The organism is Mycobacterium spongiae, assembly GCF_018278905.1.
Taxonomy (GTDB): Bacteria; Actinomycetota; Actinomycetes; order Mycobacteriales; family Mycobacteriaceae; genus Mycobacterium; species Mycobacterium spongiae.
In genome coordinates this window covers 4061415-4084533 of the sequence record NZ_CP046600.1, presented here as the reverse complement: position 1 = coordinate 4084533, position 23119 = coordinate 4061415, and the positions used below count along the sequence as shown (strand labels likewise).

The following is a 23119-nucleotide window of genomic DNA, read 5'->3' as shown; positions in this document are numbered from 1 at the left end:
GGTCTTGGCGATCAGCTTCCCTTCGAGGTCCACGATCTCGGGCGGTGACGTCGCGGCCCTGGCGGCGGAAAAAGAGTCTCGGCGGCAAAGAGCCTCATTGACACAACCCGGTCAGGCTGGTTCCATAGATGGCAATGACCGTAAACATGGTCAGTTCTACCAGGTTTATAAGGATTGAGGCCCTATGGCCACCCCGGTAACCGGCACACCTGCGGTCGGCCAGTACGAATTGAGTCATCTGCGGTCGCTGGAGGCCGAGGCGATCCACATCATTCGCGAGGTAGCAGCGGAGTTTGAGCACCCGGTGTTGCTGTTCTCGGGTGGCAAGGACTCCATTGTCATGCTGCATCTGGCGCTCAAGGCGTTTCGCCCCGGACGGCTGCCCTTTCCGGTGATGCACGTCGACACGGGCCACAACTTCGACGAGGTCATCGCGACCCGAGACGAGCTGGTGGCAGCGTCCGGGGTGCGCTTGGTGGTGGCGTCGGTGCAAGACGATATCGACGCTGGCCGGGTCGTCGAGACGTTCCCGTCGCGCAATCCCATACAGACAGTGACGCTGTTGCGCGCGATCAGCGAGAACAACTTCGACGCGGCTTTCGGGGGAGCGCGCCGCGACGAAGAGAAGGCGCGCGCCAAGGAACGAGTATTCAGCTTCCGCGACGAGTTTGGCCAATGGGACCCGAAGGCCCAGCGGCCGGAGTTATGGAATCTGTACAACGGACGCCACCACAAGGGCGAGCATATCCGGGTCTTCCCGCTGTCCAACTGGACCGAGTTCGACATCTGGGCCTACGTCGGCGCCGAACAGATCACGCTGCCGTCGATCTATTACGCGCACCGGCGCAAGGTCTTCCAGCGTGACGGAATGCTGCTGGCGGCGCACCGACACCTGCAGCCGCATGCCGACGAACCGGTGTTCGAGGCCACGGTGCGGTTCCGCACCGTCGGGGACGTCACGTGCACCGGATGCGTCGAATCCGAGGCAGCCACCGTCGACCAGGTCATCGCCGAGACTGCGGTGGCGCGGCTGACCGAGCGGGGAGCGACCAGAGCCGACGACCGCATCTCCGAGGCCGGGATGGAAGATCGTAAACGGCAGGGGTACTTCTGATGAGTGCATCGACAACGCTGCTACGGCTGGCCACCGCCGGCTCCGTCGACGACGGCAAATCGACGCTGATCGGGCGCCTGCTCTACGACTCCAAGGCCGTGATGGAAGACCAGTGGGCATCGGTGGAGCGCACGTCGAAGGAACGCGGCCACGAGTACACCGATCTGGCGTTGGTCACCGATGGTCTTCGGGCTGAACGCGAGCAGGGCATCACGATCGACGTCGCATATCGCTACTTCGCCACGCCCAAGCGGAAATTCATTATCGCCGACACCCCGGGGCACATCCAATACACCCGCAACATGGTGACCGGCGCGTCTACCGCCCAGCTGGTGATCGTCCTGGTCGATGCCCGGCACGGCCTGCTGGAGCAATCCCGCCGGCACGCTTTCCTGGCGTCGCTGTTGGGCATCCGCCACTTGGTGCTGGCAGTCAACAAGATGGACCTCATCGGCTGGGACAAAGGCAAATTCGAGGCGATTCGCGACGAGTTCCACGCCTTCGCCGCCCGCCTGGACGTGCAAGATGTCACCTCCATTCCGATCTCGGCGCTGCACGGCGACAACGTGGTGTCCAAGTCGGATGTGACGCCCTGGTACGAGGGACCGTCGCTGCTGTCACACCTCGAAGAGGTCTACATCGCTGGTGACCGCAACATGGTCGACGTCCGGTTCCCGGTGCAATACGTCATCCGACCGCACACCCTCGAGCATCAAGACCACCGCAGCTATGCCGGCACCGTGGCCAGCGGGGTGATGCGGCCCGGGGACGAGGTGGTCGTGCTACCGATCGGCAAGACCTCCCGAATCATCGCCATCGAAGGTCCGAACGGGCCAGTGCCAGAAGCATTCCCGCCGATGGCGGTCTCGGTGAGTCTTGCCGATGACATCGACATCTCCCGTGGCGACATGATCGCCCGGAGCAACAACCAACCCCGGATCGCCAAGGACTTCGACGCGACCGTGTGCTGGATGGCGGATTCCGCAGTACTGGAGCCCGGCCGGGACTACGTCATCAAGCACACCACCCGAACGACGCGAGCGCGGATCACCGCACTGGACTACCGGCTCGACGTCAACACGCTGCATCGTGACAAGACCGCAACAGCGTTGAAGCTCAATGAACTTGGTCGCATCTCCCTGCGCACGCAGGTACCTCTGCTACTTGACGAATACACCCGCAATGCCAGCACCGGTTCTTTCATCCTGATCGACCCCGACACTAACGAGACGGTGGCGGCGGGCATGGTGTTGCGGGACGTGGTGGCGCACAAGCCGAGTCCCAACACGGTGCGGCATCGGTCGCTGGTCACTGAGGCCGAGCGGCCGCGGGGAAAAACGGTGTGGTTCACCGGCCTGTCGGGCTCCGGCAAGTCGTCGGTGGCCATGCTGGTAGAGCGGAAGCTGCTGGAAAACGACACGCCAGCTTACGTGCTCGACGGGGACAACCTGCGCCATGGCCTCAACGCCGATCTGGGCTTTTCTATGGCCGATCGCGCGGAGAATCTGCGGCGGCTGGCGCATGTGGCGACACTGCTGGCCGATTGCGGCCACGTCGTGCTGGTACCGGCGATCAGCCCGCTGGCCGAACACCGGGCGTTGGCACGCAAAGTTCACCTCGACGCCGGATTCGACTTTGTCGAGGTGTTTTGCGATACCCCGTTGGAGGATTGCGAGAGACGTGACCCCAAAGGGCTGTATGCCAAGGCGCGCGCGGGTGAGATCACGCATTTCACCGGAATTGACAGTCCGTATCAGCGGCCAAAGAATCCCGATCTGCGGCTGACGCCGGACCACACGACAGACGAGCTCGCGCGGCAAGTCATCGATCTGCTCGAGTCGCGGTCTTGAACGACCATCAGCTGGCCGCGCGGGTGGCGGCTGACGCCGGCGAGCTGCTGCTCGGCGTCCGCGACGAGCTGGCTGAGGCGACCGAATCTGAGCGAAAAGCAGCGGGGGACAAGCGGTCGCATGACTTCTTGATGGGGGCGTTGGCGCGGTCCCGGCCGGCCGACGTGGTGCTGTCCGAGGAAGGCGCCGACAATCCGGAGCGGTTGCGCGCCGAGCGAGTGTGGATCGTCGATCCCTTGGACGGCACCCGGGAGTTCTCCGAACTCGGTCGTCGGGACTGGGCCGTCCACGTGGCGCTTTGGGAATCCGGGGGGAAATCCGGTGGCGAATCCGGTGAGCTCGTCGCGGGTGCGGTAGCCCTTCCGGCGCAGGGGATTACTCTGGCCACCCCCGACGTGGCGCCGCCAGCGTCGGAACCGGGCTCCCCCCGGATCGCGGTGTCGCGGACCCGCCCGCCGGCGATCGCATTGCGGGTGTGCGAACGTCTGGGCGGCACCTTGGTGCCGATGGGTTCGGCCGGCGCCAAAGTCGCCGCGGTGATCCAGGGATCGGCCGATGTCTACGTTCACGCCGGGGGCCAGTACGAATGGGATTCGGCGGCGCCCGTTGCCGTGGCGCGCGCGGCCGGTTTGCACACGTCTCGTTTGGACGGGAGCGCGTTGCGGTACAACCGCACCGACCCCCTGCTGCCCGATCTGCTGGTCTGCCGGCCCGAGTACACCGATGCGGTGCTGAGTGTGACGCGCTGACTGGCAGAATCCTCAGCGTGCGGATGTCGGCCAAAGCGGAGTACGCGGTGCGGGCCATGGTTCAGCTGGCTGCGGCGGACAGCGGCACCCTGGTCAAGACCGATGACCTTGCGCAGGCGCAGGGCATACCGCCGCAGTTTCTTGTGGACATCCTGACCAATCTGCGCACGGACCGCCTGGTACGAAGCCACCGCGGCCGCGAAGGCGGCTATGAGTTGGCGCGTCCGGGGACCGAGATCAGCATTGCCGACGTTCTGCGCTGTATCGACGGACCCCTAGCCAGCGTCCGCGATATCGGGCTCGGTGACCTGCCGTACTCGGGCCCAACTGCCGCACTGACCGACGTCTGGCGAGCGCTACGGGCCAGCATGCGGTCGGTGCTCGAAGAAACAACCCTGGCCGATGTCGCCGTCGGTGCTCTGCCGCGCCACGTCGCGCAATTCGCCGATGATTATCGGGATCAGGAGAGCCGGCGGCACGGCGCGCTACGCGGGGGCGACTAACCGCCGGAGCCGTAGGGCCGGGTGAGTATCTCCATGGAGTGTCCCGAGGGATCCGGAAAGTAGACGCCGCGCCCCCCGTCTCTGCGGTTGATCTCGCCGGGCCGGGTCGCACCCGGGTCGGCCCAGTGCGGCAAACCGCGGGATCGTATCTTGCCGTAGATCGTGTCGAACTCCTCGTCGGAGACGAGGAATGCGTAGTGCTGAGTGTGGATTTCCTCGTTGCTGGGGACATCGGCGTAGTCGAGGCAGGCGCCATGCTCCAGCGTGACAACCATGAAGCGGCCGAACGGTGTTGGGCTCGGCAGGTCGAACAGTTCGGTGAGAAACTCCGCGGACGCGCGCTTGTCTCGCGAGGCGACGATGGTGTGATTGAAACTGATACTCATTGTGCTCCTCTCCGTGTGGAGCGACCGTGCGTGTCGGTACTGCCGCCATGCTGCCAGAATCGCGTTTGTGCAAATAGGGATGACTATGCCCGTGATGGAGCCCGACCTGGATGCACGGGTGCTCCAGACCTGGGCTCGTGCGATCGACGAAGGCCCCTTCTCGTCGTTGTGCTGGGGGGAGCGCATCGCGTTCGACAATCCCGACAGCCTCACGCTGCTCGGGGCGTTGGGCGCCTGGACCGATCGAGTGCGGCTGGTGACCACGGTGATCGTGCCGCAGTTGCACAATCCGGCGATGCTGGCGAAGGCCTTGGCTACTGGCGACATGCTGTGCGGGGGCCGGTTGACCGTGGGCATCGGGGTGGGCGGGCGGCACGAGGATTACCACGCGGCCGGTGCGGACCCGAAGACCCAGACGATGCGCGGCATGGCCGACCGCGTGGCGGTGATGAAGCAGATCTGGGCTGGTGAGCAGGTCACGGAGTCGGTGCGCCCGGTTGGGCCATCACCAGTGCAGGCGGGCGGGCCACCGCTGCTGGTGGGGACCATCGGGCCCAAGACCGTCCGCAGCGCCGCGGCCTGGGCCGCGGGTCTGGCCGGCACCACCCTGGACCTGGATGTCGCCAAGCAGAATGAGCTGTTCGACGTGGCACGGGCGGCGTGGGCCGAAGCGGGCAACCCCAAACCCCATCTGGCGACCTCTTTTTGGTTCGCCTTCGGGTCACCCGAGCAGGCGCGTGGCCAAGTGCTTCGGCATCTGCGGCGTTACTTGAACTGGATACCGACGGAATACGTCGATGCCATGGCACCCACGACTGGCTGGGCGGGCAGCGAGGACGAGCTGGTCGCAGTGCTGCGGAGATTCGCAGAGATCGGCACCGACGAAGTTCAGCTCATCCCGACCAGCTCCGACCTTGAGCAGTTGCAGCGAGCGGCCGACGTGGTTGCCAGGATGTCGTGAGCCATCGCGCCGGTCGTGATACTGGTCGTGATACTGGCCGTGATACTGGCGATGTGGCATCCATCGAGTTCGTTTCGTCCCGCGAGATCTATCGGAACTCCTGGATGGTGCTCCGCGAGGACGACATCCGCCGCCCGGACGGCAGCCCCGGCATCTACAGCGTGGTCGACAAGCCAACCTACGCGCTGGTGCTGCCCTACGACGGGCACCGGTTCCGGCTGGTCGAGCAGTTCCGCTACCCACTTGGCGCGCGCCGCTGGGAATTTCCGCAGGGCACCGCACCCGATCTGGTGGACACCGAACCCGTCGAGCTGGCCGCCCGTGAGCTGCGCGAGGAGACCGGATTGCGCGCAACCTCATTCGAGGCACTGGGACAACTCGATACCGCCCCCGGCATGACCAGTCAGCGCGGGTGGGTGTTCCTGGCTACGGGGATCGTGGAGGGCGAATCGGATCGCGAGCATGAGGAGCAGGACATGCGCAGCGCCTGGTTCGCCCGCGACCGCGTCGAGCAGATGATCGCCTCCGGCGTGATCGCCGACGCGCAGTCGATCGCCGCCTACGGCTTGTTCCTGCTGCGCGGGCGATGAGTGGGAGATAGCACTGGGCGGTCTGGTCGCGCTGCGATCCTGACCAACCGGCTATGCCGGCCCATCCTGTCCGGGCGAACCAATCAATCCGGCCTTGCCGCCGACGCCTCCGGATGCCGGTGGGACACCTGCTCCGCCGTTGCCGCCGTTGCCGACAAGCAAGGCGGCATTGCCACCGTTGCCGCCGGCCCCGCCACTTCCAGCGCTGCCGCCGGAGCCGGCAGCACCACCGATGGCGCCACTTCCGCCAGAGCCGCCGTTGCCGAACACGATTCCGCCGGCGCCGCCGACCCCGCCGGCGCCGCCATTGCCGCCGTCCTGTCCAGGACCACCTTCGCCGCCGGCGCCGCCCACCCCGCCCGCGCCGCCGTCACCGAACAGCACACCGCCGGCGCCGCCAGCGCCGCCGCTGCTGCCATGAGCGCCGGCGCTGAAGGGGACGCCGGTGCCGCCGGCCCCGCCATTGCCACCGGCCCCGCCATTGCCGAATAGCACGGCCGATCCACCCTGGCCGCCGACGCCACTGAGCAATCCGGCTCCTCCGCTGCCGCCGTTACCGCCGTTGCCGCCGTTGCCGCCATTGCCGTGCAACAGGCCGCCCTGGCCCCCGTCACCGCCTGCCGCGCCTTGTTGAAAAACCTGCGGGCCGGCGCCGATGTCGCCGCCGTTGCCGCCGTTGCCGCCGTTGCCGAACAGCCCAAGACCATCTAATTCGATCCCGCCGGGTAGCTGTATCGAGCCGACTGTGCCGCCGGCACCGCCGACGCCGCCCGGACCGGAATCGCCTTGGATAACACCGGCACCGCCGTCTCCTCCCGAGCCCCCGGTGCCGCCGTCGCCGCCGTGACCGAACAGCCACCCCCCGTCGCCGGCGTCACCGGCGAGGCCGCCGCTACCGCCGTTGCCGCCGTCGTTGCCACTGGCGGTGCCATCGGCGCCTGCCGCTCCATTGCCGCCGCCGCCTCCAGCACCGCCATGGCCAAATAGCAAGGCATTGCCGCCCATACCGCCGTCGCCGCCGCTTCCGCTTTCGCCACTGACATCGGAGCCGGTCGCGCCGGCGCCCCCGAGTCCGCCGCTACCGCCGGCACCACCGTTGCCGAATAGCCCGCCGTTGCCGCCGTTGCCGGCGAGAAGGCCACCGAAACCACCGTTGGCGCCGTTGACGGCGCCCGAAGCGGAGACCACGCCACCGCCGCCGCCGCTGTCTCCGCCGTTGCCGCCATTGCCGACCAGCCAGCCGCCATGGCCGCCGTTGCCACCCAAGCCCCCGGATCCACCGGTGCCAGGGAAGGCCGCGGCGGTGTCGCTGGTGGCTTGTCCGCCGGCCCCCCCGGCCGACCCGTGGCCGCCGTCGCCGAACAGGAGTCCACCGCGACCGCCGGAACCCCCATTGCCGCCGCTGCCGCCGTTGAAGCCCATGGACGTGCCCGAGGGTGCCGTGGCATTCCCGCCAGCGCCGCCGATCCCGCCGCTTCCGCCGTGGCCGTGGATCCATCCGCCGGCACCGCCGCTGCCGCCCCGACCGCCCGCACTCCCCGGCTGACCCGCCGCTCCGCTGGCGCCGGCCCCGCCTGCACCCCCGAAGCCGCCGTTGCCGAACAACCCTGCGGACCCGCCGTTGCCCCCGTTCTGGCCTTGCCCGCCGGAGCCACCGTTGCCGCCGTTGCCGTACAGCCAGCCGCCATCGCCGCCGTTGTGCCCGGTGCCGGGGGCTCCGTTGGCGCCGTTGCCGATCAGTGGGCGCCCCGTCAACGTTTGGCTGGTCGCGTTGACGGCATTGAGCATGTTGAGCAGCTCTTGCTCCGCACTGCGCGCCAGTGATGCGTTGGCCGCCTCCGCGTTGGCATAGGACCCGGCGCCCCCGGCCAACGCCTGAACGAACCGGGTGTGCAACCCCGCGACAGCGGCGCTGATCGTCTGATAGTCGCGGGCGTGGCCGGAGAACAACGCGGCCACCGCCAGCGAGATCTCATCTTCGGCTGCGGCCGCGATCTCGGTGGTTGCGGCGGCTGCGGCGCCGTTGGCCGCGTCGAGCATCGAACCGATCCCGGCCACGTCCTTTGCTGCTGCCCCGATCGCTTCGGGCGTCCCGAACAAGAACGACACCGCTACCTCCCGTGATTATCGCTGTTGGCCACTGCAAAAACCGATCACTTTGGGTCCACGATCGGCCTTCAAGCTGGACTGTCCGAGGGACCATACCCAGCTAGCGCGAGTGGATGAATGCAGTTGGCCGGGATTTGGCCTGAAGTGTGGCGACCCGGCGGGGCGGGACGAATCTGCGGCGGACCCTTTGCTGGCGACTGTCGCTTTTATACGCTCGCTCCAACGCTCGTATGGTATGGCGAGCCTTACGCAAGGAGACGATGATGTCGCACATATTCGCCGCTCCCGAGTCTCTGGTTGCGGCGGCGATGGATCTTCAGAGCATGGGCTCGGCGCTGGGAGTGGCCAATGACGCGGCGGCCGGCGCCACCACCGGGGTTCTGGCTGCGGGTGCCGATGAGGTGTCCACGGCGGTCGCCGCGCTGTTCTCCGGCCATGCCCGCGACTATCAGACTCTCAGTGCTCAGGTGGCGGCGTTTCATCAGCAGTTCGTGCAGACGCTCACCGCTGCCGGGGCCGCCTACGCGGCCGCCGAGGCGGCCAACGCCTCCCCACTACAGGCCGTCGAGCAGCAGATTCTGGGGTGGATCAACGCACCCACCATGGCGTTGTTGGGGCGTCCCCTGATCGGCGATGGGGCCAACGCGACGGCGCCCGGGCAGGCAGGTGGGGCCGGCGGGTTGTTGTTCGGCAACGGCGGCAGCGGCGGACCCGGCGGTGCCGGCGGTGACGCCGGACTGATCGGCAACGGCGGTAACGGCGGCAGCGGGGCGGCCCTCGGCATGTTCGGCGGCAAGGGCGGCAATGGCGGGCTGCTGTACGGCAATGGCGGTGCTGGCGGTGCGAGCGGTACCGCGTTGGCCGGGCCGGGCTTGGCGGGCGGTGCGGGCGGGCACGCCGGCGGACTGTTCGGCAACGGCGGCTCCGGGGGTGCCGCCGGGGACGCGGGGGCCAACAGCCCCAACGCGGACGGTGGGGCGGGCGGTGCGGGTGGTCGCGGCGGGTGGCTGTTCGGCGACGGTGGGGCCGGTGGTGCTGGCGGCGGTGGCGGAGGCGGCTTTCCCACCGGCGCCGGTGGGGCTGGGGGTGCCGGTGGAAACGGCGGGTGGCTGTCGGGCAGCGGTGGGTTCGGCGGCGCTGGCGGTGCCGGCGGGACCGGCGGCGTCGGTGGCCCCGGTGGGGCTGGCGGGACCGGCGGTCACAGTGGGTGGTTGTTCGGCAATGGCGGTGCCGGCGGTGCTGGCGGGTTCACCACCACCGGCAACGATGGGGGCCTCGGCGGTGCCGGCGGTGACGCGGGGTTGATCGGGGCCGGTGGGGCGGGCGGGGCCGGCGGCAACGCCACCGCCAACTTTGCCGGTGGTGACGGCGGCACTGGCGGGGTTGGCGGTCGGGGCGGCTGGCTGTTCGGGGACGGCGGCACGGGCGGGGCCGGCGGGTTCGCCACCCTGGCCAGCAGCGGTGGCCATGGCGGCGCGGGCGGCGCCGGCGGGCTGATCGGGACCGGCGGGGCCGGCGGGGCCGGCGGAACCGGCGGCTTGCTATTCCCCGCCACCACGGGCGGCACCGGCGGGACCGGTGGGGTCGGCGGGACCGGCGGGTGGCTGTTCGGCGCCGGTGGGGCCGGTGGAACCGGCGGGGCCGGCGGCGCCACCGCCTTCAATACCACGGATCTCACCGCCGGGGCAGGTGGCGCCGGTGGCGCCGGCGGTGCCGCCGGGCTGATCGGCAACGGCGGGGCGGCTGGCGGCGGTGGCGCCGGCGGGGAGGCTGCCGCCGCAACCGCGACCGGTGGGGCCGGTGGGCTCGGCGGTACTGGCGGAGTTGGCGGGTCACTGATCGGAGCCGGTGGTGCCGGCGGGACCGGCGGGGCCGGCGGGATCGGCACCGGCATAGTAGCCGCTGTAGGTGGTGACGGCGGTGGCGGTGGTGCCGGCGGTAACGCCAGGCTGATCGGCGTCGGCGGCGCGGGTGGGACCGGCGGGTCCGGCGGTATCGGCGGCGGCCTCACAGCCGCTGTAGGTGGTGACGGCGGCGGCGGTGGCATCGGCGGTAACGCCGCGCTGATCGGCGAGGGCGGCGCGGGTGGGGCCGGTGGGATGGGCGGCACGGGCACCGACCCGGGTGACGGCGGTGACGGTGGCGCGGGCGGCAGCGGCGGATCCCTATTCGGCAGCCCCGGTGGTCGAGGCCCGGATGGCTGAGCTCGTGCCGAACCCTATTGCCGTGGCAGGGCTTGCTCACCCGTGTCCGAGCGTCCAAAATGCGGGGACCCAACGTGAAACGGGCCTCACATGAACCGCACGCAGCGCCTCACCGTCGGAGCCTCAGGCCTTGGCCTGTTCATGGTGTTCTTGGACCTCCTGATTGTGAACGTGGGGCTGCCGGACATCCAGCACCGCTTTGCGGTCGGCGAGGATGGGCTGCAATGGGTGGTGGCGGCCTACAGCCTCGGGATGGCGGTCGTCATCATGTCGGCGGCGACACTCGCCGACCGCTACGGCCGTCGCCGCTGGTACTTGACGGGTATTTCCTTGTTCATCGCGGGATCCATCGCCTGCGGTCTGTCACCGTCCATCGCGATGCTTACCGCCGCTCGGGGCGTGCAGGGTTTGGGCGCGGCCATCGTCAGCGTGACGTCACTCGCGCTGGTCAGCGCGGCTTTTCCGGAGCCGAAGCAAAAGGCGCGGGCAATCGGAATATGGACCGCCATTGCCAGTGTCGGCACCGCGGCGGGTCCGACGCTCGGCGGTCTGCTGGTCGACCGGTGGGGGTGGCGCAGCATCTTCTATGTCAACGTGCCAATGGGGGTGCTGGTCGTGCTGCTGACCGTGGGCTTCGTGACGGAGTCCCGCAACGAGCGGGCACGGCGTCTCGACCTGGCGGGGCAGACACTGTTCATCGTTGTGATGGGGGCCTTCGTGTACGCGATCATCGAAGGTCCCCAAGTCGGCTGGACGTCGCCGCCGATCCTCGTGTTGCTGGCCACGGCTGTGGTTGGTGGTGCCCTCTTCGTCGGGCACGAACTTCGATCACCCGACCCGATGATGGATCTGCGGCTGTTCCGCGACAGCACATACGCACTGTCCATCGCGACCATCTGCACGGTCTTCTTCGCCGTCCACGGGATGCTGCTGCTCACCACGCAGTTTCTGCAGAACGTGCGGGCCTATACCCCGACAGCGACCGGCCTGATGATCTTTCCGTTCAGTGCGGCCGTGGTCCTGGTGTCTCCGCTGGTGGGGAATCTCGTTGGGCGCATCGGCGCGCGGGTGCTCATCCTCGCCGGGTTGAGCGCGCTGATGATGGGGTTGCTGACGCTGATCGCCAGCGAGCACCGCAGCTGGAGCTTGGTCCTGATCGGGCTGGGCCTGTGCGGGGTTGGCGTTGCGTTGTGCCTAACACCTGTCACGACCGTTGCGATGACCGCGGTTCCGGTGGAGCGTGCCGGGATGGCTTCGGGCATCATGAGCGCCCAACGGGCGATCGGCTCAACGGTGGGATTCGCGGTCTTGGGCTCCGTGCTCGCCGCCTGGTTGTCCGTCTCCCTTGAGTCCGAGCTGGAGTCCGCGGTGCCCGACCCGGTCCGGCGGCACACCATTGCCGAGGCGATCATCGACCATGCGAATCCACGAGCCCATGTCGGCGGGATGGTGCCGCGGCGACCGATCGCGCGCCACAACCCGGTCGAGATCGCCGAAGAGGTCTTCATCGACGGCATCCGGGTGGCGTTTCTCATCGCCACCGCGTCACTCGCCGTGGCGTTTCTCGCGGGCTGGCGCTGGTTTCGGCCTGGTGTCGGCGATCCCGCGGCGGGAGAGTCCGCAGAAAAGCTAGGCCGCCGAAAAGGTGTCGCGCCCGCCTACGCGTCTTCGCCGTCCTCGCCGCCGGGCAGGGCGCCGTTACCACCCTCGTCACCGTCCCCGCAGTGAAGGCAACCGGTGCCGCCGCTGGCACCGATCGAGCCGCCCGCGGCGCCGAGACCGCGAGCATCCCCGTGGCCGCCGCCATAGCTGGTAGAGGAGCCGCCGCCGCGCCAGGCTAGTAGCCGAGTTCCTCTTGAGGGTCCGCGATCGAACGTCGACGCGCTCGCCGCTGCGGGGTGCAACCCTCGGGCAGTCCGGAGCTGGCCTATAACCTCATGCGTATGGCAGTAGGGGCAGCAGTCAAGCAGTCGCTTGAGCAATGGGATCGGAAAATCTGGGACGTGGCGATGCTTCATGCGTGCACCGCCGTTGACGACACGGGCAGGAAGCGCTATCCGACGGTCGGCGTCGGCGCACGATTCCGCAAAGTAGTCAGAGATTCACTCGATATCTACGGCGTGATGGCCACGCCCGGCGTCGACCTCGAAGCAACTCGATTCCCCGTTGCGGTGAGATCGGACTTGGTGCCGGAAAAGCGGCCCGATATCGCGGATGTGTTGTACGGGGTTCACCGGTGGCTGCACGGCCACGGCGACGAATCCGCGGTGGCCTTCGAAATTAGCCCGTACGTGAATGCCACTGCGGCACTTCGCATTGCCAATGACGGCAAGGTTCAGCTGCCAAAGTCGGCGATACTGGGTCTCTTGGCGGTTGCGGTGTTTGCGCCGGAGAACAAGGGGGAGACCATTCCCCCCGATTATCAGCTCAGCTGGTTTGACCACGTGTTCTTCATCAGCGTGTGGTGGGGGTGGCAAGACCATTTCCGCGAGATCGTCAACGTCGATCGGTCATCGCTGGTCACCCTCGACTACGGCGACTCGTGGAACCAGTGGGCGCCAGTTGGATGATGCTGATGGGTCGTCGCCGCTGCGGCCCGAGTCGCTAGCTGCGTCGCCCTCGTCGGGGGTGCGAGTGGGGGTCTGAGATCGTCGACGCCGCTGCCGTCGCCGCGGCCACTTGGCCGAACGCGGAGGGCGGGGGCGCCAAAGTGCCGGGTCGCTCGGCAACCTCAGTGGCGCGTGCTGCGGCATTGACAACGATGGCCCGATCCCCTTCGTCGGTGAACGCACTCTGTGAGGTCCGGACAACCAGGGCGATTTGGGTCTGCACCGCGGCACGGCGTGCTGGGTCGACGCAATTCTGGGCAACCGCGCTGAGCAGCTGCAGTAACGCAGTCTGCACCAGCGGTTCCCGCGTGCCGTACCGGCGGATTTGCGCACACCCGACGTGGAGGAGGGCAGCAAAGCCGGGGTAGGGAAGCCAGACGAGGAGCGCCCCGGAGCTATCGCGGCGAACCTCGTCGGGCAACGCCCTCGACGCCAGCACCGACTCGACGGCTGACAGGTGGTGCACGACTTGAATCGCCGTGTAGGGGTCGTTGACGGCCGGTGATAGTGCCCTCAGCGCTATATCGACCAGCTGTCGTAATCCGAAGCGGACGTCCTGTTGGAGGGTGCGTTCGAACCCAATGTGCGCGTGCTGCAAGCAGCGCTGCGGAAACTCGGCCTCTGGTGGCCGCGGCGGCGTGCCCCTGCGCCAGCACCAGCCGAGGAGGCCGCCTGCGGTGACGTAATCGCCAACGAAGGTGACCAGCAGCACCGAGTGTCCGCCGGCTGCGGCCAGTGCGGCGATGTCGTCGATGTCGACCGTTTGGAGGTAGCCGGATTTCGGGGCCACCAGCGGCACTGCCTCGGCGGGTGGGTAGGGCGGCGTTTCCCCCGTTGCATCCGCGGTGTCCAGGTCCGGAAACATTCGATCAATCAGGCCCAGTGTGCGGTGGCGCACTTTGTCCATGATCGTGTCAATTTGCAGGGAGTGCATGAGGTGGTGCAGGAAGTAGATCAGCGCGGCGATGCTGACGAATGCCAGGGCGAGCGACCCGGTGACGGCGATCTTGGGAACGAACGCCTCCCCGTCGACGTGCTGGCCGACGGTGTGCAGGCCACCGGTGCTGTAGGCAAAGGTGCACGCAAAAATCGCCAGCACCACCTGGTTGGGCATATCGCGCAGGAAGGTTCGCAACAACCGCACCGAGAATTGGCTCGAGGCGATTTGCAGCGACAGGACCGTCAGCGAGAAGACGATGCCGATAGTGGTGACCATTGTGGCTGATACCACGATCAACACTCCGCGGGCGTCGCCGGCAGTCCCCTGAAACATTAAGTTGTCCACCAGGGAGTCGGTCTTCACCGGGATTATCGACAGGATCGCCCCGGCACCCAGGCCGAAGGCAACGCCCATTGTCGGTAGCACCCACACCGCGCCCTGCAAGTAGTCCAGGATGGCTTTGCGGCGGCTTAGTACGTTGGTTGCGCTCACGAATTAAGAATGCACCCGTTGCGTGCTTTGGGCGGAAAATTTGCATCAGTGGCATGCGTGGGTGGCATGCGTCGGTGGTATGCGCCGGTGGCAGGGAAAAAGCGCGACCCGAGGTTGAAAAGGCGAATGCGGGGATCCGTGTGAGGATCCCCGCATACCGATGGTCGACGCTAGCTCGAGGTCACGTACTCCGGGCAGTAGGCCGACGCGGCATCAACAGCGAATGTTTTGGCGCCCTTGCGGCTCAGGCCGGTCGCTTTGGCCACCGCTGCGATGACGGCCTTGCTCGAGTGGCCCTCGTCGAGGGCGTTGCACACGGCGTGCGCGTCACTGATGGCGCGCGCTCTGCTCGGCGGTGTGATCCCGTCGGCATGCAGCAGGGCCATGAACGCGTCATCGACAGCGGTTGCACTGGCGGTCGCGGCGAAGCCCAGGGAGGCCAAGCCAAGAGCGGCGGCGGTGAGAGTAGTCCCAGCCAGCGAGGTGGCGAAACGGCGAGTGAACATTGTGGATCTCCTGTGCTGATCTGATTGGTGGTGGCGCTTTTGCGTGATTTCAGAATCAGCTCCGGGCCTTTATGGATCCTCTATAGATTCTTGGCGACATTGAGACATCAGTGCGCGCGCAGGGGCAATTTCACGGCGGCGCGACGATGTTTGCCGACGGCACGCTGATGCGGGGACCCGTTTCGGGGTCCCCGCAGCGTGGTTGTGGGAGCTAGCTCGAGGTCACGTACTCCGGGCAGTAGGCCGACGCGGCGTCGACAGAGAACGTCTTGGCGCCCTTACGGCTCAGGCCGGTCGCTTTGGCGACCGCGCTGATGACTGCCTTGCTGGAGTGGCCCTCATCGAGAGCGTCGCAGACGGCGTGTGCATAGCTGATGGCACGCGCCGCGCTCGGCGGGGTGATGCCGTCCTCTTCCAGCTGTGCGAGGAACGCATCATCGACGCTGCCTGCGTTGGCGGCCCCGGCGAAGCCGAGACTGGCCAGGCCGAGAGCGGCGGCGGTGAGGGTGGTGCCGGCAACCGAGGTGGCGAAGCGACGGGTGAACATTGTGGGTCTCCTGTGCTGATGTGATTGGTGGTTGCGCTGTTTTGCGTGACCTCAGAATCAGCTCCGGCCCTTTATGGATCCTCTATAGATTCTTGGCGAGATGGAGACGGCGCCCGGCAACGGGCATATCCGCGGGCTAACGGAGCATGGAGAAGAGGGACGGCCAAGTGGTAACTGCGTGGGCGAACAGCCGTGTTAGATGGAGAAACCCATGAGCAAGTCCTCGATGCGATTCCAGCCGAACACCGCACCCTGATCGTGGAAGAACTGGAGCGTCGTGACTCCGCCTTTCTTGCCGAGCTTCTTAGCTCACAGAAGCCGACCAATGAGCAGAGCGACCGTGTTGTGGATCTGCTTTCTGATGCGTTGATGAAGACCTTTGGGCCAGAATGGGCTCCGAATGAGTATGGATTGGCGGTTGAGCGTGCGATTGACGCTTACCTGGAAGTCTGGCCGATCTATCGATCAGATCCTTCCGGCAGCTGAAAGGTGAAAGTCTGTTTTCTCCGATCCCGCGTGGTAGCCCTCCACATACCCGGACCGCTAGGGGTGTCGACATCGGCCCAGTCGCTGATGGCTGTGATGTCTGAGGGCAGCGCAATGTCGTTCTGAGGTCTAGGAGTAGCGGTGCCGCCTGGTGCGGGCTCCATGGTGAATTCCCGAGCCCTAAGGACGCGCCCAATCGGCCTCGTCGTGCGAAGCTTGTGCGGATTCAGAATCAGCGCTGGTCAGATAGCGCCTCCAGAGCCAGCAACAAAGCTGTGCCCCCGGCAGGATTCGAACCTGCGGCCTTCTGCTCCGGAGGCAGACGCTCTATCCCCTGAGCTACGGGGGCGCACCGACAACCTGCTGCGCCGTAGGGCATAAACAAGCCCAGCCAGAGTAACGCATGCCAGCAGATCCATGGTCACTGGAATGGATTCGGGGCGTAGGCACCCCAGCCCATAGGATGGACGTTCGTGACCCCCGCCGACCTGGCTGAGCTGCTCAAAACCACCGCCAATGCGGTGCTTGCCGAGCGTGGCCTCGACGTGTCTGCGTTGCCGCAGACCGTGGCGGTGGAGCGGCCGCGGCTCCCCGAGCACGGCGATTATGCCAGCAATCTGGCGCTGCAGCTCGGCAAGAAGGTCGGCACGAACCCGCGTGAGCTGGCTGGATGGCTCGCCGATGCGCTCGCGGAGGCCGACGGCATTGCCACCGCAGAGGTGGCCGGCCCGGGTTTTATCAACCTGCGGCTACAGGCGTCGGCGCAGGCCAAGATTGTCAATGCGGTCATTGACGCGGGCGCGGACTTCGGTAGCTCCGACGCACTGGCCGGCTGCAACGTCAACCTGGAATTCGTCTCGGCCAACCCCACCGGGCCGATTCACATCGGTGGTACCCGCTGGGCCGCGGTCGGCGACGCACTGGGCCGCCTGCTGTCGACGCAGGGTGCCGACGTGGTGCGCGAGTACTACTTCAACGACCATGGCGCCCAGATCGACCGCTTTGTCACCTCGCTGATCGCTGCGGCCGAGGGTCGACCCGCCCCGGCCGACGGCTACGCGGGCAGTTACATCGCCGACATCGCCGCGCAGGTTCTGCACAAGGCTCCCGACGCGTTGACCCTGCCCGAGACGGGGTTACGCGAGACCTTCCGCGAAATCGGCGTCGACCTGATGTTCACTCACATCAAAGAGTCCCTGCACGAATTCGGCACCGACTTCGACGTGTACACGCATGAGGACTCGATGCACACGAGTGGCCGGGTCGATGAAGCCATCGCTCGGCTGCGAGAGACTGGCAACATCTACGAGAAGGACGGCGCAACGTGGTTGCGCACCAGCGCGTTTGGTGACGATAAAGACCGCGTCGTGATCAAGAGTGACGGTAAGCCTGCCTATATCGCGGGTGATCTCGCCTACTACCTGGACAAGCGTCAACGCGGTTTCGACCTCTGCATCTACATGTTGGGCGCCGACCATCACGGATACATTGCCCGGCTCAAGGCCGCTGCCGCGGCGTTCGGTGACGATCCGGCGGCCGTCGAGGTTCTCATCGGGCAGATGGTCAACCTGGTCCGCGACGGCCAGCCGGTTCGGATGAGCAAGCGGGCGGGTACGGTGCTCACGCTGGATGACCTGGTAGAGGCGATCGGTGTTGATGCGGCGCGGTACAGTCTGATCCGGTCCTCGGTGGACACCGCGATCGACATCGACCTGGCGCTGTGGTCGTCGGCGTCGAATGAAAACCCGGTTTACTATGTGCAATACGCGCATGCCCGGCTTTCGGCGCTGGCCCGCAACGCCGCCGAACTCGGGTTGATCCCCGAGACTACGCAACTTGAGCTGCTCAGCCACGACAAGGAAGGTGCGCTGCTGCGCACCATCGGCGAATTCCCCCGAGTGCTCAAAACGGCCGCGTCCCTGCGCGAACCACACCGGGTATGCCGGTACCTGGAAGATCTTGCTGGCGACTACCATCGGTTCTACGATTCATGCCGGGTGCTGCCCCAAGGGGACGAGCAACCTACCGCCTTGCACACCGCCCGCCTCGCTCTGTGTGAGGCCACCCGCCAAGTCCTCGCCAACGGTTTGGCAATCCTTGCCGTCAGCGCCCCGGAGCGAATGTGAACGCCCATCCTGCCGGCCCCCGGCACGCCGAAGAGCCTCGCCTGGGTACGAGTCCGCCGCGCCCGCAGTCGGCCGACGAGTTGTTGTGGCTGGCGCCGAATGTGTGGCCGCGCAACACTACTCGAGATGCGACGGGGGTAGCCGGCATTGCCGGGGTCGCACTAACGCACCTCGCTCGGGAGTACGGGACTCCGTTGTTCGTCATCGACGAAGACGATTTTCGCTGGCGCTGCCGAGAGACTGCGGCGGCATTCGGCGGTGGCGCCAATGTGCATTACGCCGCTAAGGCATTCCTGTGTAGCGAAATAGCCCGTTGGATCGATGAAGAAGGTCTTTGTCTCGACGTGTGCAGTGGCGGTGAGTTGGCGGTTGCGCTGCACGCGAATTTCCCGCCGGATCGGATCACGCTCCACGGCAACAATAAATCAGTCGAGGAATTGACGGCGGCGGTCAAGGCCGGCGTCGGCCACGTCGTCGTCGATTCGATGACCGAAATCGAGCGACTGGATCGGATCGCCGGCGACGCGGGGATCGTCCAGGATGTCCTGGTGCGGCTGACCGTCGGTGTGGAAGCGCATACCCACGAGTTCATTTCCACCGCGCACGAAGACCAGAAGTTCGGACTGTCGGTGGCCAGCGGCGCCGCTATGGCCGCGGTTGCGCGGGTGTTCGCCACCGATAGTCTGCGCCTGGTCGGGTTGCACAGCCATATCGGTTCGCAGATCTTCGACGTTGCGGGTTTCGAAATCGCCGCGCACCGTGTCATTGGCCTGCTGCGTGCGATATTCGACCAACTCGGTCCGGACAAGGCCGCCCAGATCTCGACTGTCGATCTTGGTGGCGGCCTGGGCATCTCGTATCAGGCCGACGATGATCCACCGCCGATAGACGAGCTGGCCGCCAGGTTGAGCACGATCGTCAGCGACGAATCGAACGCGGTGGGCCTGCCGGCCCCCAAGCTGGTGGTCGAGCCTGGACGCGCGATCGTCGGACCCGGCACCGTCACGCTCTATGAAGTCGGCACGGTCAAGGATGTCGATGTGAGCTCCACCGCGACCCGGCGCTACGTCAGCGTCGATGGCGGCATGAGTGACAACATCCGCACCGCGCTCTATGACGCCCAGTATGACGTGCGGTTGGTCTCCCGAGTCAGCGATGCGCCCGCGGTGCGGGCTCGTGTCGTTGGAAAGCATTGTGAAAGCGGAGATATCGTCGTACGCGATGCGTGGGTGCCTGACGACCTCGGTCCGGGCGACCTGGTAGCGGTGGCGGCTACCGGCGCCTACTGCTACTCGCTGTCAAGCCGTTACAACATGGTCGGCCGGCCCGCTGTGGTCGCGGTGCGCGCTGGCGAGGCGCGCCTGCTGCTGCGGCGGGAGACGGTCGACGACCTGCTGAGTCTGGAAGTGAGGTGACCCGTGTCGGGTGACGAAAAGCCGGTCGGCATTGCCGTGCTCGGATTGGGCAACGTCGGAAGCGAAGTTGTCCGCATCATTGAGGACAGCGCCGACGATCTCGCTGCCCGCGTCGGTGCCCCGCTGGCACTACGCGGCATCGGAGTGCGCCGGGTGGCCGCGGACCGAGGTGTGCCGATCGAATTGCTGACCGACAACATCGAAGAACTCGTATCCCGCGAGGATGTGGACATCGTCGTCGAGCTGATGGGGCCGGTAGAACCGTCGCGCAAGGCGATCCTGTCTGCCCTCGAGCGTGGCAAGTCTGTCGTTACGGCGAACAAGGCACTGTTGGCCACGTCCACGGGAGAATTGTCACAGGCCGCCGAAAGCGCGCATGTCGACTTGTATTTCGAGGCCGCGGTGGCCGGTGCTATCCCCGTGATCCGGCCGCTCACGCAGTCGCTGGCCGGCGATACGGTGCGACGGGTGGCCGGGATTGTCAATGGCACGACCAACTACATCCTCTCCGAAATGGACAGCACCGGTGCCGACTACGGCAAGGCGTTGGCCGATGCCAGCGCGCTGGGCTATGCCGAAGCCGATCCCACCGCGGACGTCGAAGGCTATGACGCCGCGGCCAAGGCGGCGATTCTGGCGTCCATTGCCTTCCACACCCGGGTGACTGCCGACGACGTTTATCGCGAGGGCATCACCAAGATCACGCCGGCCGACTTCGAGTCGGCGCGTGCGTTGGGTTGCACCATCAAGCTGTTGTCGATCTGCGAGCGAATCACCACCGACGCCGGTCAGCAACGGGTTTCGGCTCGGGTCTATCCGGCGCTGGTTCCCCTGACGCATCCGCTTGCCTCGGTCAACGGTGCCTTCAACGCCGTGGTGGTCGAGGCCGAGGCCGCCGGGCGACTGATGTTCTATGGCCAGGGCGCCGGTGGCGCGCCGACCGCGTCGGCAGTGACCGGCGACTTGGTGATGGCCGCCCGCAACCGAGTCCTCGGCAGCCGCGCTCCTCGCGAGTCGAAATACGCCAAACTTCCGGCGGCGCCAATGGGTTTGATTGCCACGCGCTACTACGTCAGCATGAATGTTGCCGACAAGCCGGGTGTGTTGTCCGCGGTAGCGGCGGAGTTCGCGACACGTGCGGTGAGCATCGCCGAAGTGCGCCAGGAAGGTGTGGTGGGCGAGGGGGGGCACCGCGTGGGAGCCCGAATCGTGGTGCTGACTCACCTCGCCACCGACGCCGCGCTCTCGGAAACCGTTGACGCGCTCGTCCACCTGGACGTGGTTGAGGCTGTGACCAGCGTCCTGCGACTCGAAGGAACCGGCGAGTGACCGCTCCGCAAACTGCCACTCATCAGCCCTGGCCGGGAGTGATCGCGGCATACCGCGATCGGCTGCCCGTGGGCCCCGATTGGAGCCCGGTAACCCTGCTGGAGGGTGGCACCCCGCTGATCGCGGCGACCCGAATCTCCAAGAAGACGGGGTGCACGATCTACCTCAAAGTCGAGGGGCTCAACCCCACCGGTTCGTTCAAGGACCGTGGCATGACCATGGCGGTCACCGATGCGCTGGCCCGGGGTCAACAGGCGGTGCTGTGCGCGTCGACCGGAAACACCTCGGCGTCGGCGGCGGCATACGCGGCTCGGGCCGGCATCACCTGCGCGGTGCTGATACCGCAGGGAAAGATCGCGATGGGCAAGCTGGCGCAGGCGGTCATGCACGGCGCCAAGATCATCCAGATTGACGGCAACTTTGACGACTGCCTGGAACTTGCCCGCAAGATGGCCGCCGACTTCCCGACAATCTCGTTGGTCAACTCGGTCAACCCCGTGCGTATCGAGGGCCAGAAGACAGCGGCGTTCGAGATCGTGGATGTGCTGGGCACCGCGCCCGATGTGCACGCTCTCCCAGTGGGCAATGCGGGCAATATCACCGCGTATTGGAAGGGCTACACCGAGTATCAGCAGCACGGAGTGATCGACAAACTGCCCCGCATGCTGGGCACCCAGGCCGCGGGGGCGGCGCCACTGGTTCTCGGTGAACCTGTCAGCCACCCGGAGACGATCGCGACCGCGATCCGTATCGGCTCGCCAGCGTCGTGGACCTCGGCCGTCGAGGCCAAGCAGCAGTCCAAGGGCCGCTTCTTGGCTGCCACGGATGAGGAAATCCTGGCCGCATATCACCTGGTGGCCCAGGCAGAGGGCGTCTTTGTCGAGCCCGCTTCCGCCGCCAGTATCGCCGGTCTACTCAAGGCCATCGATGACGGCTGGGTGGCGCGCGGTTCGTCGGTGGTGTGCACCGTGACCGGCAACGGTCTCAAGGATCCCGACACTGCATTGAAAGACATGCCGAGTGTGTCTCCGCTGCCGGTCGACCCGGCGGCCGTGATCGAGAATCTGGGACTGGCCTAGTGGGCGCGTCGGGTCGCCACCGGGTGGATCCCGTGGCGATCGATAGCGCTGCGGGACCGGGCGCGTCGGACAGTCGGCTGCTGCCCGCCGGGCTGATGGCAAGCGCCGTGGTGGCGGCGTCGAGCGCGAATCTCGGCCCCGGTTTCGACAGCATCGGCTTGGCTCTGGGTCTCTATGACGAGACCACTGTCGAGACAACAGAATCCGGTTTGGTGGTGGCCGTCGAGGGTGAGGGCGCCGACCACGTTCCGCTGGGACCGGATCACCTGGTAGTGCGCGCCATCCAGTATGGGCTGCAGGCCGTGGGGGTCAGTGCTCCCGGCCTGGTGGTTCGCTGCCGCAACGCCATTCCGCATTCTCGTGGGCTCGGTTCTTCCGCGGCGGCCGTGGTGGGTGGCCTTGCAGCTGTCAATGGTCTTGTTGCACAAACGGATTCGAAGCCACTCGACGAGGCCCAGCTGATCCAGCTGTCCTCGGAGTTCGAAGGTCATCCCGACAACGCGGCGGCTGCCGTACTGGGCGGAGCCGTGGTTTCGTGGACCGACCGCAGGGGTGATCGGTGTGATTATTCGGCGGTACCGCTGCGGATCCATCCCAATATCCACCTCTTTTCGGCGATTCCCGAAGCGCGATCATCAACCGCGGAGACCCGGGTGCTATTGCCGGCGCAGGTCAGCCACGACGCCGCGCGGTTCAACGTCAGCCGGGCTGCATTACTCGTGGTGGCACTCACCGAACGGCCCGATTTGCTGGTGGCGGCCACCGAAGACGTCTTGCATCAGGCTCAACGTGCACCGGCCATGCCGGCTTCAGCAGAGTATCTGCGCCTGCTGCGGCGCCACAATGTGGCGGCAACGCTATCGGGTGCTGGCCCTTCGCTGATCGCGCTGACGACTGAGCCGCAGTTGCCGGCCGACGCGATGGCCTACGGTGCCGCAACCGGATTCACCATCACTGAGATGACCGTGGGCGATCGAGTTCGCTGGAGCTCGGGCGTCACGGCTCGCGGGTGAACCGCCACGTTGCGTGAGCTTGCTTGCTTCCGGCCAGGAAGGGGGCTATCCTCGGAGCCGTCCAGCAATCGCAGCATCTGCATCCGACTGCCTAGCCGCTCGGACAACTAC

Annotated in this window: 19 protein-coding genes, 1 tRNA gene and 1 pseudogene; 15 read left to right on the top strand and 6 right to left on the bottom strand. The window is 66.6% G+C overall.

What is annotated here, in order from left to right; genetic code table 11:
• Positions 1 to 128: 128 nt before the first annotated feature.
• The 4 genes and pseudogenes from cysD (at position 129) to F6B93_RS16530 (ending at position 4216) form a co-directional block, all read left to right on the top strand.
• Positions 129 to 1114: pseudogene (gene cysD / locus F6B93_RS16545) on the top strand (sulfate adenylyltransferase subunit CysD).
• Positions 1114 to 2964 (top strand): adenylyl-sulfate kinase, encoded by a 1851-nt coding sequence (cysC, locus tag F6B93_RS16540; protein WP_211696043.1) that lies wholly within the window; start codon positions 1114 to 1116, stop codon positions 2962 to 2964. The pseudogene cysD and the gene cysC overlap by 1 nt, the downstream one beginning before the upstream one ends.
• The gene (locus F6B93_RS16535) at positions 2961 to 3713 is read left to right on the top strand and encodes a 3'(2'),5'-bisphosphate nucleotidase CysQ (protein WP_211696042.1); all 753 of its coding nucleotides are present in this window, start codon (positions 2961 to 2963) and stop codon (positions 3711 to 3713) included. The genes cysC and F6B93_RS16535 overlap by 4 nt, the downstream gene beginning before the upstream one ends.
• Before the next feature lie 17 nt (positions 3714 to 3730).
• Positions 3731 to 4216 (top strand): Rrf2 family transcriptional regulator, encoded by a 486-nt coding sequence (locus F6B93_RS16530; protein WP_211696041.1) that lies wholly within the window; start codon positions 3731 to 3733, stop codon positions 4214 to 4216.
• On the opposite strand, the gene F6B93_RS16525 is transcribed toward F6B93_RS16530, so the two are convergent.
• On the bottom strand, positions 4213 to 4602 hold the full coding sequence (locus F6B93_RS16525; RefSeq protein WP_211696040.1) for a VOC family protein: 390 nt from the start codon (positions 4600 to 4602) through the stop codon (positions 4213 to 4215). The two genes, F6B93_RS16530 and F6B93_RS16525, sit on opposite strands and share 4 nt — an antisense overlap.
• 79 nt (positions 4603 to 4681) lie before the next feature.
• Here F6B93_RS16525 and F6B93_RS16520 point away from each other — a divergent pair, with 79 nt between their 5' ends.
• Both F6B93_RS16520 and F6B93_RS16515 read left to right on the top strand, forming a co-directional pair.
• Positions 4682 to 5563: an LLM class flavin-dependent oxidoreductase gene (locus tag F6B93_RS16520; RefSeq protein WP_211696039.1), complete on the top strand. Its 882-nt coding sequence runs from the start codon at positions 4682 to 4684 to the stop codon at positions 5561 to 5563.
• 104 nt (positions 5564 to 5667) lie between these two features.
• On the top strand, positions 5668 to 6153 hold the full coding sequence (locus tag F6B93_RS16515) for an NUDIX domain-containing protein (RefSeq protein ID WP_211699551.1): 486 nt from the start codon (positions 5668 to 5670) through the stop codon (positions 6151 to 6153).
• 51 nt (positions 6154 to 6204) lie between these two features.
• Here F6B93_RS16515 and F6B93_RS16510 read toward each other — a convergent pair whose 3' ends face one another.
• Positions 6205 to 8262: a PE family protein gene (locus F6B93_RS16510; protein WP_211696038.1), complete on the bottom strand. Its 2058-nt coding sequence runs from the start codon at positions 8260 to 8262 to the stop codon at positions 6205 to 6207.
• Between the two features lie 263 nt (positions 8263 to 8525).
• Between F6B93_RS16510 and F6B93_RS16505 the strand changes: the two genes are divergently transcribed.
• From F6B93_RS16505 to F6B93_RS16495, 3 genes are all read left to right on the top strand, one after another.
• Positions 8526 to 10466 carry a PE family protein gene (locus F6B93_RS16505; RefSeq protein WP_211696037.1) on the top strand — a complete coding sequence of 647 codons (1941 nt, stop codon included), beginning with the start codon at positions 8526 to 8528 and terminating at the stop codon, positions 10464 to 10466.
• A 90-nt stretch (positions 10467 to 10556) separates the two neighbouring features.
• Positions 10557 to 12194 (top strand): MFS transporter, encoded by a 1638-nt coding sequence (locus F6B93_RS16500; RefSeq protein WP_211696036.1) that lies wholly within the window; start codon positions 10557 to 10559, stop codon positions 12192 to 12194.
• 215 nt (positions 12195 to 12409) lie between these two features.
• Positions 12410 to 13036: a hypothetical protein gene (locus F6B93_RS16495; RefSeq protein WP_425518463.1), complete on the top strand. Its 627-nt coding sequence runs from the start codon at positions 12410 to 12412 to the stop codon at positions 13034 to 13036.
• A gap of 34 nt (positions 13037 to 13070) precedes the next feature.
• On the opposite strand, the gene F6B93_RS16490 is transcribed toward F6B93_RS16495, so the two are convergent.
• From F6B93_RS16490 to F6B93_RS16480, 3 genes are all read right to left on the bottom strand, one after another.
• Positions 13071 to 14507, bottom strand: coding sequence for a DUF2254 domain-containing protein (locus F6B93_RS16490; protein ID WP_211696034.1), 1437 nt, complete (start codon positions 14505 to 14507; stop codon positions 13071 to 13073).
• Between the two features lie 170 nt (positions 14508 to 14677).
• Entirely contained in the window at positions 14678 to 15013 is a 336-nt protein-coding gene (locus F6B93_RS16485) for a DUF732 domain-containing protein (RefSeq protein ID WP_211696033.1), read from the bottom strand.
• 211 nt (positions 15014 to 15224) lie between these two features.
• The gene (locus tag F6B93_RS16480) at positions 15225 to 15560 is read right to left on the bottom strand and encodes a DUF732 domain-containing protein (RefSeq protein ID WP_211696032.1); all 336 of its coding nucleotides are present in this window, start codon (positions 15558 to 15560) and stop codon (positions 15225 to 15227) included.
• Positions 15561 to 15752: 192 nt separating this feature from the next.
• Here F6B93_RS16480 and F6B93_RS16475 point away from each other — a divergent pair, with 192 nt between their 5' ends.
• Entirely contained in the window at positions 15753 to 16046 is a 294-nt protein-coding gene (locus F6B93_RS16475; protein ID WP_211696031.1) for a hypothetical protein, read from the top strand.
• A 276-nt stretch (positions 16047 to 16322) separates the two neighbouring features.
• On the opposite strand, the gene F6B93_RS16470 is transcribed toward F6B93_RS16475, so the two are convergent.
• Positions 16323 to 16395: transfer RNA gene (locus F6B93_RS16470), tRNA-Arg, on the bottom strand.
• Positions 16396 to 16519: 124 nt separating this feature from the next.
• On the opposite strand from F6B93_RS16470, the gene argS reads away from it, so the two are divergent.
• The 5 genes from argS (at position 16520) to thrB (ending at position 23008) form a co-directional block, all read left to right on the top strand.
• Positions 16520 to 18172, top strand: coding sequence for an arginine--tRNA ligase (gene argS / locus F6B93_RS16465; protein ID WP_211696030.1), 1653 nt, complete (start codon positions 16520 to 16522; stop codon positions 18170 to 18172).
• A 41-nt stretch (positions 18173 to 18213) separates the two neighbouring features.
• Positions 18214 to 19587, top strand: a complete 1374-nt coding sequence (gene lysA, locus F6B93_RS16460; protein ID WP_246541149.1) for a diaminopimelate decarboxylase — start codon at positions 18214 to 18216, stop codon at positions 19585 to 19587.
• Between the two features lie 3 nt (positions 19588 to 19590).
• Complete coding sequence (locus F6B93_RS16455) at positions 19591 to 20916, top strand: homoserine dehydrogenase (RefSeq protein WP_211696028.1); 1326 nt, start codon at positions 19591 to 19593, stop codon at positions 20914 to 20916.
• On the top strand, positions 20913 to 21995 hold the full coding sequence (gene thrC, locus F6B93_RS16450; protein WP_211696027.1) for a threonine synthase: 1083 nt from the start codon (positions 20913 to 20915) through the stop codon (positions 21993 to 21995). The genes F6B93_RS16455 and thrC overlap by 4 nt, the downstream gene beginning before the upstream one ends.
• Before the next feature lie 95 nt (positions 21996 to 22090).
• Positions 22091 to 23008, top strand: a complete 918-nt coding sequence (gene thrB, locus F6B93_RS16445; protein WP_211699550.1) for a homoserine kinase — start codon at positions 22091 to 22093, stop codon at positions 23006 to 23008.
• Positions 23009 to 23119 lie beyond the last annotated feature (111 nt).